The 13,318-nt window shown below is 68.1% G+C and carries 9 protein-coding genes and 1 tRNA gene; 4 read left to right on the plus strand and 6 right to left on the minus strand.

Annotated features, from left to right (window positions below; genetic code table 11):
- Window positions 1–23: 23 nt before the first annotated feature.
- Genes IE066_RS05815 through IE066_RS05830 form a run of 4 tightly spaced genes read right to left on the minus strand, consistent with a single transcriptional unit; the run spans window position 24 to window position 4,988 of the window.
- On the minus strand, window positions 24–983 hold the full coding sequence (locus IE066_RS05815) for an aldose 1-epimerase (protein WP_189447675.1): 960 nt from the start codon (window positions 981–983) through the stop codon (window positions 24–26).
- Entirely contained in the window at window positions 980–2,053 is a 1,074-nt protein-coding gene (gene galK, locus IE066_RS05820) for a galactokinase (protein ID WP_189447677.1), read from the minus strand. Before galK ends, IE066_RS05815 begins: the two co-directional genes overlap by 4 nt.
- A complete protein-coding gene (gene galT / locus IE066_RS05825; RefSeq protein ID WP_189447680.1) occupies window positions 2,050–3,138 on the minus strand; it encodes a galactose-1-phosphate uridylyltransferase in 1,089 nt (362 codons plus the stop codon). Before galT ends, galK begins: the two co-directional genes overlap by 4 nt.
- Window positions 3,138–4,988 carry a glycoside hydrolase family 2 protein gene (locus IE066_RS05830; RefSeq protein ID WP_189447682.1) on the minus strand — a complete coding sequence of 617 codons (1,851 nt, stop codon included), beginning with the start codon at window positions 4,986–4,988 and terminating at the stop codon, window positions 3,138–3,140. Before IE066_RS05830 ends, galT begins: the two co-directional genes overlap by 1 nt.
- A 59-nt stretch (window positions 4,989–5,047) precedes the next feature.
- Here IE066_RS05830 and IE066_RS05835 point away from each other — a divergent pair, with 59 nt between their 5' ends.
- The 4 genes from IE066_RS05835 to IE066_RS05850 all read left to right on the plus strand — a co-directional run bounded on the left by IE066_RS05835 (window position 5,048) and on the right by IE066_RS05850 (window position 12,178).
- Window positions 5,048–6,310, plus strand: a complete 1,263-nt coding sequence (locus IE066_RS05835; RefSeq protein ID WP_189447684.1) for a glycosyltransferase — start codon at window positions 5,048–5,050, stop codon at window positions 6,308–6,310.
- 12 nt (window positions 6,311–6,322) lie between these two features.
- The gene (gene glf, locus IE066_RS05840; protein ID WP_189447686.1) at window positions 6,323–7,507 is read left to right on the plus strand and encodes a UDP-galactopyranose mutase; all 1,185 of its coding nucleotides are present in this window, start codon (window positions 6,323–6,325) and stop codon (window positions 7,505–7,507) included.
- 16 nt (window positions 7,508–7,523) lie between these two features.
- Window positions 7,524–9,713: a sugar nucleotide-binding protein gene (locus tag IE066_RS05845; RefSeq protein ID WP_189447688.1), complete on the plus strand. Its 2,190-nt coding sequence runs from the start codon at window positions 7,524–7,526 to the stop codon at window positions 9,711–9,713.
- A 362-nt stretch (window positions 9,714–10,075) separates the two neighbouring features.
- The gene (locus IE066_RS05850) at window positions 10,076–12,178 is read left to right on the plus strand and encodes a putative bifunctional diguanylate cyclase/phosphodiesterase (protein WP_189447690.1); all 2,103 of its coding nucleotides are present in this window, start codon (window positions 10,076–10,078) and stop codon (window positions 12,176–12,178) included.
- Between the two features lie 41 nt (window positions 12,179–12,219).
- Here IE066_RS05850 and IE066_RS05855 read toward each other — a convergent pair.
- Both IE066_RS05855 and ispH read right to left on the minus strand, forming a co-directional pair.
- Window positions 12,220–12,295, minus strand: a tRNA-Thr gene (locus IE066_RS05855).
- Between the two features lie 71 nt (window positions 12,296–12,366).
- Window positions 12,367–13,317, minus strand: coding sequence for a 4-hydroxy-3-methylbut-2-enyl diphosphate reductase (ispH, locus tag IE066_RS05860; protein WP_189447709.1), 951 nt, complete (start codon window positions 13,315–13,317; stop codon window positions 12,367–12,369).
- Between the last annotated feature and the right edge of the window lies 1 nt (window position 13,318).

Genomic DNA, 13,318 nt, shown 5'->3' on the forward strand with positions numbered 1-13,318 from the left:
GGCCGCGAGGTGCGGCCGCCGTTTCAGTGCAGCGCGTTGTGGGTGGCTTCGACTCGCAGGCGGAACCTGGCCGCGAAGCGCTCGCCGGGTTCGACCACCGGGAGGTCCTCGTGGCTGGTCAGCGCGTCGGCCGGCGCGGTCATCGGCTCGAGCGAGATGTAGTCGTGCGTCGGCGGCGCGTAGATCTGCGCGTAGGGGAAGTTGTCCAGGAAATCCACGCTCACGCGGCGACCATTGCCGGCGATCGACATGCTGGCGCCCGGCGAGACCACGAAGCCGTGGTCGAAATCGAGGTCGGCGAGGCGGTCGTCGTACGGCGGCAGATCGGAGCGCTCGCCCACGGGCAGCAGGCGGTCGTCGAGCACGATCCCCTGCATCGCCGGCAGCGTGAGCTGCCACTGCCGGCGGTTGAGGCCGGGAATGCCGATGTAGGGATGGAAGCCGAAGCTCACCGGCACGCGCACGCCGGCGTTGGCGAGCACGGCGGTCTCGATGGTGAGACCGAGGCCGTCGAGCGTGGCAGTCATCTCGATCTCGTGCTCGAACGGGAACACCGCGAGCAGCTCGGGACGGTTCCAGGCAAGCCGGCTGCGCAGGCGGCGGTCGCTGGCCTCCTCCACCCGCCATTCCAGCTTGGGCCACGGCACGCCGTGGATGATCACCTCGTTCCAGTCCTTCATCAGCCAGGGCGACGACGGGTCGAGTTCGACGCGGCGCCCGTCGAACTCGTAGCTGCGGCCACGCAGGCGGTTCGCGTACGGATAGTTGAGGGGAATGCCGATCGACATGCCGGTGGCGAGCGCCTCGTCCAGCTCGTCCACGCGTCGCAGGATCTCCTCGCCGCGGTGCTTGAGCGAGAGCCCGATCATCCCCTGCTCGGGGCGGAACACCGCGACCAGTTCGCCCGCCGCCATGGTGTGCGTTCGCGGCGAAGGGCGATGGGCCTGCGGCTGGGACTCCATGACGTTGCGCCCGGAACTCATGCCTTCGCCTCCTGCGGCACCAGCACGCGGCCGTGGCGATGGGCGGCGTTGTACTGCCCGACGACCTTGCGGCCGACCCGTGCGGCCTCCCCTGCCCTGCAGAGTGCGACGCAGGCGCCGCCGAAACCCGCGCCCGTCAGGCGCGCGCCGTGCACGAACGGGTGCTGCTGAAGCAGGTCGACAAGGCGGTCGAGCTCGGGCACGGATACCTCGTAGTCGTCGCGCAGACTCGCGTGCGAGGCATTCATAAGTTGGCCGAATTCCGCGGCGTCCACGCCGTCTACCGCACGCAGCACGCGCGCATTCTCGGTGACCACGTGGCGGGCGCGGCGGCGCTGCGGCTCGGGCAGGCTTTCGACGGCGGCAACCTCAGTGACGTCGCGCAGCGCCGGCACACCCAGCGCGCGCGCGGCGGCTTCGCATTCGGCGCGGCGCTCGTTGTAAGCGCTGCCCGCGAGCGAGCGGCTCAGGCCCGAATCGACGACGAGCAGCTCGGTGCCCTCGGGCATCGGCACCAGACGCCGCTCCAGGGTGCGCGTGTCGAGGAACAGCATGCGCGTGTCGTCGGCGAGGCTGGACGCCATCTGGTCCATGATTCCGCAGTTGACCTTCGCGTAATCGATCTCCGCCCGCTGCGCCATCTGAGCGATGTGCACGTCGTCGATGTCGAGCGAAAGCAGCTCGCGCAATGCGCGCAGCATGGCCACTTCGAGCGCCGCGCTGGACGACAGGCCCACGCCCATGGGCACGTCGGAGTGAACGAACACGTCGAGATGCGGCACCTCCGCGCCCGTTGCCATGACGCCGCGGATGCAACCGTACACGTAGCTGGCGAAGTGGTCGCCGGGCAGCGTGTCGCGCTGGAAGCGGGACTCGCTGGCGAGGTCGGCGGCGTGCACCACGAACTCGCCGCCGCGGTTCGGGCGCAGCGATACCGTCGTCTTCTGCGGAATGGCGGTGGGCAGGACGTAGCCGTCGTTGTAGTCGGTGTGCTCGCCGAGCAGGTTGACCCGACCCGGCGCCGAGGCGACGACGGTGGGCTCACTTCCGAAAATGTCCTTGAATGTCATGCGTCGACGTCCACGTGGATCTGCTGCAGCTCGAGCGCCTTGTCTTCCGGCAACGCGTCCATGGCGAACCAGCCGGCGGCGATCTCGGTGCCGGCAAGGTATTTCAGGCGCTCGCGTGTGCGGTACGGCGGATAGAATTCCGCGTGCAGGTGTGATTCGGGATGCGGGCGGCCGTCGGTGGGCGCCTGGTACCAGGCCATCAGGTATGGGAACGGCCGGTGCCATAACGCGTCGTACTTCATCAGCACGGTCTTGAGCGCGCGTGCGAGGTCCGCACGCTGCGGGCCGGAGAGGTCGCAGAACGTGGCGACCGGATCGATCGTCGCCACCCAGACCTCGTACGGGTAGCGCGCCGCGGCCGGCACGAAGACCACCGCGTATTCGCCGCGGTAGACGAGGCGTTGCGCGTCCTCGATCTCCTTGGCGATGTGGTCCTGCAGCACGCCACGCCCGGTACGTTCGTAGTACGCCTGCGCCACCTGCTGCATGCGCGCGGGCACCGGCGGCACCGACGGATAAGCGTAGATCTGCCCGTGCGGGTGATGCAGCGTGACGCCGACTTCGGCGCCGCGGTTCTCGAACGGCAGCACGTACTGAATGTCGGTACCGGCGCCGACCTTCGCGGTGCGGTCGGCCCATACCTGCAGCAGCAACTCGATGTGCGACAGCGGCAGGCGGCCGAGCGAGGACAGCCGGTCCTGCGTGAACACCACCACCTCGCATTTGCCGGTGCCGGGCGCCGTCTCGACGATCGACGGCGGCGCCTCGTCGGCCCCGGGCGCGAGCGACGGGAAGCGGTTGTCGAACACGGCCACGTCCCACGCGCCCTGCGGCAGTTCCGTCGGTGCGGCAGGATCGACCGTCACCGCCAGCGGGTTGTACTCGGGCGGCGGCAGGAACGTGCGGTCCTGACGGTAGGCCGCATAGGTAATCCATTCGTCTCGCAGCGGATGGCGGCGCAGGTGCGGGCTGCGGCCCAAGGGCTCGAGGAACGGGCTGGGCGCGTCGGCGATACCTTCCAGCGGCGCGCGCGAGTACAGCGTCAGCGACCGGCCGTCCGGCTTGGTGAGCTGCAGCGTGTGCATCACGCAGCGCCCTGGATGTGCGTGCGCGACATGCCCACCGCCTTGCGGATCTGCTCGATCGGGATCTTGGGCACGCGATCCTCGGTGAGCAGGCCGTTGGCCTCCTGGAAGGTGTCGGCGAACTGGGTGTAGCAGTAGCCGCTGAAGAGCGCGGTGTAGGTCACCGCCTCGATCAGCTCGTGGAACCGGCGCGCGAACTCGTCGGCGGCCTCGGCGACCGAATAGCCCCAAATCTCGGCCGTGTCGCCGTCCACGTCGCTGGCCTTGCGCGGCCGCGTGTCGAAGGCGATGCCGCCGAACTCGGTGAGCATCACCGGCTGGCCGCGGTGCGGATAGCCGTCGAGCGTCAGCACCTTGCCACCCGGGCGGCGGCGGTCGAACAGCTGTTCGGTGCTGACCTCGGGGCCATAGCGCTGGCGCAGGTGCTCGATGTTCGCGTCGTAATCGTGGATGCCGATGATGTCGGTATCGCTGCTTTCCCAGCCGTCGTTGCCGATCACCGGACGCGTGGGGTCCAGCGTCTTGGTGAGGTGGTAGAGCGCGGCGACGGCGTTCTGGTGCGCGCCGACCGAAGTGAGTTCCGGCACGCCCCAGGACTCGTTGAACGGCACCCAGGTGATGACGCAGGGGTGGCTGAAGTCGCGCTCGATCGCCTCGCCCCATTCCTTGACGATGCGCTTGATCGCGGTGCGCGTGAAACGGTAGGCCGACGGCATCTCCTCCCAGACCAGCAGCCCGAGCCGGTCGGCCCAGTAGAGGTAGCGCGGGTTCTCGATCTTCTGGTGCTTGCGCACGCCGTTGAAGCCCATGGCCTTGGCGAGCTCGACGTCGCGGCGAAGCGCGGCGTCGTCGGGTGCCGCCAGCAGCGTATCGGGCCAATAGCCCTGGTCCAGCACCAGTTTCAGCTGGTACGGGCGGCCGTTGAGCATGAAGCGGTCGCGCAGCACGCCGACCGAGCGCAGCGCCGTGTAGGACTGGATCTCGTCGAGCACCTCGTCGCCGCGCTTGAGGCGGATGGTGGCGTCGAGCAACTGCGGCTTTTCCGGGCTCCAGAGGATCTCGTTGCGGAAATCGTCGATGCCGGGATCGGAGAGGATGATGCGGCGGTCCACCTCGCCGTCGATGATCATGTAGCGGTCGTCGGCCAGCAGCCTGTCCTTGTGGCGGATCTGCACTTCCATCGACAGGCCGTCGACGCGCTCGCCGATCACGCGCGCCTCGAAGGTGAGCGCGAAGCCTTCGACATGCGGCGTCCAGCGGATCTTCTGGACGTAGGTGCGCGCGACGCGCTCGATCCACACCGTCTGCCAGATGCCGGTGGTGCGCGGATACCAGATCGAATGCGGCTCCAGCTGCCAGTCCTGCTTGCCGCGCGGCTTGTTGAGTTCCTGCGGATCGTCCTCGACGTAGACGCTGAGGACCTGCGGGCCTGAAGAATTCAGAACGTCGGTGATGTCGCATTGAAAAGGCGTGTGTCCACCCTCGTGCGACGTTACGAAGTGCCCGTTTACCCACACTTTCGCGAAGTAGTCGACCGCGCCGAAGTGCAGGATCACGCGTGAAGCGCCTGTCGCCTCCACGTCGAACTCACGTTGGTACCAGCAGGCTTTGTGAAACCCGCGATCACCGATCCCGCTGGCCTTCGATTCGATCGGATACGGCACCTCGATCCGTAACGGCCACTGCTCGATCTCACCCGGGTGCGAATAACGCTTTTCGTCGTCGAACGTGAACCGCCAGGGTCCGTCGAGCGACTGCCAGTGCGTGCGTCGCAGCTGCGGGCGGGGATAGGCCTCGTCGTCGCAGAAACGCGATGCATCGGCTGCAGTCGATTGATGTGCGGATTTCACTTCGTCGAGATGCCGTTCACCCAAGACTCATCTTTTTTAACCAAACCAGTGAGAGCGCCATGTCAAAGCAAACGGATTCGGTAGGCGACGAGCGGGCTGCAGTCGGTGGCGGCACGAATGCCGCCGACACCGCGGATTCGGCCTCCGCGGCGGTCTCGGGTGCGTTCGGCGACGGGCGCGAGAGCTTTCCGATCATCGTCCACTGCCATCTGCGCTGGGACTTCGTCTGGCAGAGGCCGCAGCAGATCTTCTCGCGGCTGGCGCGCAACCACCGCGTGCTCTTCATCGAGGACCCGGTCATCGCCGAGGGCGAGCCGCGCCTGGCGATCGACGAGCCCTACCCGAACCTCGTGCGCATCGTCCCGCAGATCCCGCAGCACCTCGCGGTGAACGCGGACAAGGACGCCGAGATCTTCCTGCCGCAGATCAAGAAGGCGCTGGACGAACACCCGCTTCTCGCGGGCCGCTTCGAGCAGCCGCTGCACTGGTTCTACTCGCCGATGCCGGCGCCGGGCTACATGGGTCAGTTCAATGCCGTCGGCGTGGTCTACGACTGCATGGACGAACTCGCGAACTTCCGCTTTGCGCCACCGGACATCGCCGACCGCGAGCGCTTCGTCATGTCCAGGGCCGACGTCGTGTTCACCGGCGGCTACCAGCTGTTCGAGTCGAAGTCGCGGTTCCACGACAACGTGCACTTCTACGGCTGCGGCGTGGACGTCGAGCACTACGGCAAGGCGCGCGACGAGGCGACCGAAGTGCCGGCGGCGGTGCTCGCCGCGCCGGGACCGCGCTTCGGCTACTTCGGCGTGATCGACGAGCGCCTGGACTACGAGCTGATCGCCGCGCTCGCCGAGCGCTTCCCCGCCGCCTCGGTCGTCATGGCCGGCCCGGTGGTCAAGGTCGACCCGAACGAGCTGCCCAAGCACGAAAACATCCACTGGCTTGGCCAGCAGCGCTACGAGGACCTGCCCGCGATCGTCAAGGGCTTCGACGTCTGCCTGATGCCGTTCGCGCTCAACGAGGCGACGAAATACATCAACCCGACCAAGACGCTCGAATACATGGCGGGTGGCAAGCCCATCGTATCTACCGCGGTGGCCGACGTGGTTCGCAACTTCACCCCGATCGTCGACGTCGCCCGCTCGCCCTCCGAGTTCGTCGACGCCGTCGAGCGCGCCTGGCGCCAGGCCGATGCGGAACTGATCGCGCAGGGCATCGAGCGCGCCCAGAACGCGTCCTGGGACGCGACCGTCGAATCCATGCGCAACGACGTCCAGCAGGCCATCTGGACCGATGTCCCCGCGCAAGCCGCCGCCTGACAGGAGCACTGAATGAAGACCGATGTACTGATCGTTGGCGCCGGCTTTTCCGGCTCCGTCGTGGCACGCGAGCTCGCCGAGCGCGGCTACGAAGTCCTGGTGATCGACAAGCGCGACCATATCGGCGGCAACGCCTACGACCGCCTCGACGAGCACGGCGTGCTGATCCACCCCTATGGCCCGCACATCTTCCACACCAATGCCGACCGCATCGCCGAGTACCTGTCGCAGTTCACCGACTGGCGCCCGTACGAGCACCGCGTGCTGGCGAAGGTCGAGGAGAAGCTGGTGCCGATCCCGATCAACATCGACACCGTGAACGCGCTGTACGGCCTCGACCTCGACGAGGACAGCATCCAGGGCTTCTACGACTCGGTGCGCGAGCCGCGGGAAAAGATCCGCACATCGGAAGACGTGGTGGTCAACGCCGTGGGGCAGGACCTCTACGAGAAGTTCTTCCGCGGCTACACCCGCAAGCAGTGGGGCCTGGACCCGTCCGAGCTCAATGCCTCGGTGGCGGCGCGCGTTCCCACGCGCACCAACCGGGACGACCGCTACTTCACCGACAAGTTCCAGAAGATGCCGGCCGAGGGCTACACCCGGATGTTCGAACGCATGCTCGACCATCCCTCGATCAAGGTCGAGCTGGGCGTGGATTTCTTCGAGGTGCGAGAGCGGGTGGAGGCGAGCCACATCGTCTATACCGGCCCGATCGACGCCTTCTACGCGCACTGCTACGGCAAGCTGCCCTACCGCTCTCTGCGGTTCGAGCACGAGCACCTGTCCGATACCGAGTGGTACCAGTCGGTCGGCACGGTCAACTTCCCGAACGATTACGACTACACCCGTACTACCGAGTTCAAGCACCTCACCGGCCAGCAGCATCGTGGCACCTCGCTGGTGCGCGAGTTCCCGACCGCGGAAGGCGATCCTTACTACCCGGTGCCGCGTCCCGAGAACGAGGCGCTGTTCAAGAAGTACGAGCGCCTCGCCGAGCAGGAAGCCAACGTCACCTTCGTCGGCCGCCTCGCGCAGTATCGCTACTACAACATGGACCAGTGCGTCGGCGCGGCGCTGAAGTCGGTCGAGTACATCCTCGAGAAGATGGGCGCGGACGCAGGGAAGGCGCCGGTGGAGCTGGCCGCGCAGGCCGCGCGCACCGATGCAGCGATGCCGCTGATCGCCAGCCGCCACTAAGGGACACGCTGTCGGCATGGCGCTGGACGACGCGAAGCTGCATCTCTGGGGCGGGCTCGAATGCACGATCTGCCGGGTGGGCGACACCTACACCCGGCAGCTCGAGCGAACCGCCCACGCGACGCGGGACGGCGACATCGCCCGCTTCGCGGAGCTCGGCATGCAGGCGATCCGCTACCCCGTCCTGTGGGAGCAGGTCGCGCCCGACGGCCTCGAATCGGCCGACTGGACGTGGCCCGACGAGCGCCTCGCGCAGCTTCGCGACGTCGGCATCGCGCCCATCGTCGGGCTGGTGCACCACGGCAGCGGCCCGCTGCACACCAGCCTCGTCGACCCCGAGTTTCCCATCAAGCTCGCGGCTTACGCGCGCGCGGTGGCAACACGATATCCCTGGGTCGAGTACTACACGCCGGTCAACGAGCCGCTGACGACCGCGCGCTTCAGCGGCCTGTACGGCGTGTGGTATCCGCACGGCCGCGACGAGCGCACGTTCAAGGACGCGCTGTTCAACGAGGTTCGCGGCGTCGTGCTGTCGATGCGCGAAATCCGCAAGGTCAACCCGGCTGCGAAACTGCTGCAGACCGACGACCTGGGCAAGGTCTACAGCACGCCGCTGCTGCAATACCAGGCCGACTACAGCAACGAGGCGCGCTGGCTGGGCTGGGACCTGCTGTGCGGACGCGTCGACGAGCACCACCCGCTTTGGGGCTGGCTGATCGAGCGCGCGGGCGCGACGCCGGAGGACATCCTCTGGTTCCGCGACAACCCGTGTCCGCCCGACATCATCGGCGTCAACCACTACATCACCAGCGAGCGCTTCCTCGACGAGGAGCTGGACCAGTACCCGCCGCACTTCCACGGCGGCAACGGACGGCATCGCTACGCTGACATCGAGGCCGCGCGCGCGCTCGCCCATCCCACCGGCGGCATCGCGCCGCTGCTGCGCGAATGCTGGGACCGCTACCGCCTGCCGATCGCGATCACCGAGGTCCACATCGACTCCACGCGCGAGAACCAGCTGCGCTGGATTACGGAAGTCTGGTCGGCCGCCGAACAGGTGCGCGCCGAAGGCGTCGACATGCGTGCGGTCACGGTCTGGGGCCTGCTCGGGCTGTACGACTGGAACTGCCTGCTCACCGAGTGCCGCGGCTATTACGAGTCGGGTGCCTTCGACGTACGAGGCGGCGAGCCCCGCCCCACCGCCATCGCGTGGCTGATGAAGGACCTCGCTGCCGGACGCGTGCCGGACCACCCGGTCCTCGCCGGTACCGGCTGGTGGCGCCGGGAAGGCCGTTTTTTCCGCAGCGAGCCCGCCATGCTGCCCACCCATGATTTCCCGCTGCGGCCCAGTGCCGGCACCAACCGTGCCCCCATCCTCGTCACCGGCGCCACCGGCACGCTGGGCCGCGCCTTCGCGCGCATCTGCGCCGAGCGAGACCTCAACTGCCGCGTGCTGACGCGCGCGGAGATGGACATCACCGATCCCGACTCCATCGAGCGCGCGATCGACGACTACCAGCCCTGGGCGATCATCAACACCGCCGGCTACGTGCGCGTGGACGACGCCGAGAACGAGGCCGAGCGCTGCTTCCTCGAGAACACGCAGGGCCCGGCGAACCTCGCCGCCGCGTGCGCGCGGCACGCGCTGCCGCTCGTCACGTTCTCCTCGGACCTCGTGTTCGACGGCGAGCGCGATGCACCCTACGTCGAGGACGACGCGACCCGCCCGCTTAACGTCTATGGCGAGAGCAAGGCGCGCGCCGAGCGGCTGGTGCTCGACCGCCATCCCGACACGCTGGTGGTGCGCACCAGCTCGTTCTTCGGCCCGTGGGACGAGCACAACTTCATCACCATCGCGCTGAGAACGCTGCGCAACGGCGACCCGTTCCTCGCCGCGCGCGACATGACGGTTTCGCCGACGTACGTGCCCGACCTCGTGCACGCCTGCCTCGACCTGCTGATCGACCGCGAGTCCGGCATCTGGCACCTGACCAACAGCGGCGAGATCACCTGGGCGGACCTCGCCCTGCGCGCCGCCGAGATGGCCAGCGTCGACACCAGCCGTCTCGAAATCTGCAGCGACCATCGCAGCCACCTGCGCGCGCGTCGCCCGCGCTACAGCGCGCTCAGCAGCCGACGCGCGTACCCGATGCCCACGCTCGACGACGCGCTGGGCCGCTACGTTCGACAGGCGCCGCTCAACTGACCACTCGCGCCGCGCACTGGCCGCGGCGCTCGCTCGCCAGCCAGTCGGTGCCGTCCGATCGCGATCGTGTGCGCCCGCAAGACCCGACTCGTGCCGCCGTTCACCTCGGCCACGCCGCGAGTACGCGGGTCAGCCGGGAATTCCATGTCGCACGTCGCGCCGCCCGAATGCTTGGCGCGCGGCTGGTCACGACTCCCCGACACCATTCGATCGCAGCCATGTCCGCATGGAAAGTCGCGGCGCGGGTGGTTCTAAAACGCCCAATGAACCGCGCCTACGTTTGGAACGATGAATGTCGGCGTCGTCGTTCAGCCGCTTCCTGGCGCGCCGATACCGCTCCATCGACCCCCGTACTGAATTCCATGACCGGCAGCTACGACTACTCGCTGGTGCTGGCCTCGCTCGCCATCGCGATCCTTGCCTCCTACACCGCGCTGCACATGGCCGGACACGTCATGGCGGCGGGCGGGCGCGCGGGACGGCTCTGGCTCGCCGGTGGCGCATGCGCCATGGGGCTGGGCATCTGGTCGATGCATTTCGTCGGCATGCTCGCGTTCTCCCTGCCCATACGGCTGGGCTACGACCTCGGCATCACCCTCGCCTCCCTGGCCACAGCGATCGCCACCTCGGCATTCGCGCTGTGGCGCGTCACGCGGCGGCGCATGAAGCGTCGCGACTGGCTGGCCGGGTCGCTGCTGATGGGCGGGGGCATCGTGCTGATGCATTACACCGGCATGGGCGCGCTGCGCATGCAGCCCTCGCTGGGCTACGACCCGGCGTGGTTCGCCGCCTCTGTAGCGATCGCGGTTCTGGCGTCGGCTGTCGCCCTGTGGATCGCCTTCAAGCTGCGCCGCGAACGGCGCGGCGCCACGCGGCTTCGCCTCGCGGCGGCGTCGGTAATGGGTCTTGCGGTCGTCGGCATGCACTACAGCGGCATGGCCGCCGCGCGCTTCTCGCCCGATGCGATCTGCGGCGCCTACCGCGACAACAGCCTTCCGACGGGATGGCTGGCGCTGGGCGTCATCGTCACGACCGTCACATTGCTGGGCATCACGCTCGCGGTGTCGATCCTCGACCGCCACATCCGCCAGCGCACCACGATGTTCAGCAACGCGCTCGCGCAGGCCAACAGCGACCTGATGCATGCCGCGCTGCACGACCCGCTGACGCAACTGCCGAACCGCATGCTGCTGCGCGACCGCCTCGAGCAGGCGATCGCCGCGGCGGAAGCATCGGGCGAAGGCTTCGCCGTGCTGTTCCTCGACCTCGATGGCTTCAAGGCGGTCAACGATGCCTACGGCCACCACATCGGCGATGCGCTGCTCGTCGAGCTCGCGCTGCGCGTCCGCGAACTGCTCGACGGGGAAGACACCGTGGCCCGGCTCGGCGGCGACGAATTCGTGCTGCTCGTGCACCAGGGCGATCCGTCCGACGTCGCGGTGCTGAGCGAACGCATCCTCGCCGCGCTCGCGCGCACCTGCATGGTCGCCGGCGTCGAACTCGGCGTCAGCGCGAGCGTGGGCATCGCGATGTATCCCGCGGACGGCGGCGACGAGCGCTCGCTGATGGCCAATGCCGACGCGGCGATGTACCACGCGAAGGACGCAGGCCGGAACGGCTATGCCTTCTTCGCGCCGTCGATGAACAGCGACATGCAGGCGCAGCTCGGCCTCCTCGGCGATCTCAGGCATGCGGTCGAGCGCGACCAGCTGGTGCTGCACTACCAGCCCAAGTTCGTCGCGAGCGCGGACGACACGCCGCGCCTCGCGGGCGCCGAGGCCTTGCTCCGCTGGCAGCACCCCGAGCAGGGCCTGCTCGCGCCCGCCACCTTCATCGCGCTCGCCGAGCGCAGCGGCCTGATCGTCGGCATCGGCGAGTGGGTGATCGACCGCGCCTGCGCGCAATTGCACGCCTGGCAGCGCGCGGGCCGCACCGACCTGACGATGGCGGTGAACCTCTCGCCCGCCCAGTTCGCCGCGCCGTCGCTGCCGCACCACGTCGCTGCGGCACTGGCGCGCCACGCCATCGCACCCGGCACGCTGACGCTGGAGATCACCGAAAGCATGGCGATGCGCAACGTCGAGGCGAGCCTTGCCATGCTGGACGCGCTGGTCGCACTCGGCGTGCGCATCTCGATCGACGACTTCGGGACCGGCTATTCGAGCCTGCTCTACCTCAAGCGCCTGCCGGCGACCGAGCTCAAGATCGATCGCGGCTTCGTCCGCGACCTGCGTCGCGCGGGCGAGGACGCCGCCATCGTCACCTCGATCCTCGCGCTCGCGCGCGCGCTGGAGCTCGACGTGGTGGCCGAAGGCGTCGAGACGCGCGAACAGCGCCAGCAGCTCGTCGACCTCGGCTGCACGTACCTGCAGGGCTACCTGCTCGGCAGGCCTATGCCGGCGGACGCCTTCGCCGACAGCGCGGGAATCGCGACCAAGGCCGCGGCCGAGCCGCTGCCGGCCTGAAAAAGAAAACGCCCGGCCGGTTTCCCGGTCGGGCGTTGAAATGGTGCCGGAAATAGGAATCGAACCTACGACCTACGCATTACGAATGCGCCGCTCTACCAACTGAGCTATTCCGGCGATCCGCCGCAGTGCGGCGAGACGCGGGATTCTAGGCAGCCGTGGCGACGGCGTCAATGTCGCCGTGCGGTTTACTCGACGAGCTGCAGCCGCAGCGCCTTCGGCAGGGCGAACACCATGCTCTCGGGCTCGCCCGACAGCTCGGTCACGGTCGCCCCGCCCATCAGGCGCAGGCGGTCGATCACACCCTGCACGAGGATGTCCGGCGCCGACGCGCCGGCGGTCACGCCGACGTTGCGGCGGCCCTCGACCCATCGCGGGTCGATCTCGTGCGCGCCGTCGATGAGGTAGGACTCCACGCCCTGCCGCTCCGCGAGTTCGCGCAGGCGGTTGGAATTGGAGCTGTTCACCGAGCCGACCACCAGCACGAGGTCGCACTTCGCGGCTAGCTCGCGCACGGCGTCCTGCCGGTTCTGCGTGGCGTAGCAGATGTCGTCGTTGCGCGGCCCCTGGATCAGCGGGAACTTCGCGCGCAGCGCCGCAATGACCACCTGCGTATCGTCGACCGACAGCGTGGTCTGCGTCGTGTAGGCGAGCTTCTCCGGCTGCGAGACCTCGAGCCGTGCGACATCCTCTTCGTCCTCCACCAGGTAGATGCGACCGGTAGCGCCTTCGCGCAGCCACTGCCCCATCGTGCCCTCGACCTCGGGATGACCCTCGTGGCCGATCAGCACGACGTCGTTGCCCGCACGGCAGTGGCGCGAGACTTCCAAGTGCACCTTGGTCACCAGCGGGCAGGTCGCGTCGAACACGCGCAGGCCGCGGCGGTCGGCCTCCTCGCGCACGGCCTTGGACACGCCATGCGCGCTGAAGATCACGGTGGCGCCGTCGGGCACCTCGTCGAGTTCCTCGACGAAGATCGCACCGCGCTGCTTGAGGTCGTCGACCACGAAACGGTTGTGCACCACCTCGTGGCGCACGTAAATCGGCGCGCCCAGCAGTTCGATCGCCCGCTTGACGATTTCGATGGCGCGGTCGACGCCCGCGCAGAAGCCGCGCGGGTTGGCGAGAAGGATTTCCATG

The organism is Cognatilysobacter xinjiangensis, assembly GCF_014651995.1.
Lineage (GTDB): Bacteria > Pseudomonadota > Gammaproteobacteria > Xanthomonadales > Xanthomonadaceae > Cognatilysobacter > Cognatilysobacter xinjiangensis.

Coding starts and splice junctions, on each gene's coding strand:
- IE066_RS05850 (WP_189447690.1), top strand. CDS start 10,076: ATGACCGGCAGCTACGACTACTCGCTGGTGCTGGCCTCGCTCGCCATC.
- glf (WP_189447686.1), top strand. CDS start 6,323: ATGAAGACCGATGTACTGATCGTTGGCGCCGGCTTTTCCGGCTCCGTC.
- galT (WP_189447680.1), bottom strand. CDS start 3,138: ATGCACACGCTGCAGCTCACCAAGCCGGACGGCCGGTCGCTGACGCTG.
- IE066_RS05845 (WP_189447688.1), top strand. CDS start 7,524: ATGGCGCTGGACGACGCGAAGCTGCATCTCTGGGGCGGGCTCGAATGC.
- IE066_RS05815 (WP_189447675.1), bottom strand. CDS start 983: ATGAGTTCCGGGCGCAACGTCATGGAGTCCCAGCCGCAGGCCCATCGC.
- galK (WP_189447677.1), bottom strand. CDS start 2,053: ATGACATTCAAGGACATTTTCGGAAGTGAGCCCACCGTCGTCGCCTCG.
- ispH (WP_189447709.1), bottom strand. CDS start 13,317: ATGGAAATCCTTCTCGCCAACCCGCGCGGCTTCTGCGCGGGCGTCGAC.
- IE066_RS05835 (WP_189447684.1), top strand. CDS start 5,048: ATGTCAAAGCAAACGGATTCGGTAGGCGACGAGCGGGCTGCAGTCGGT.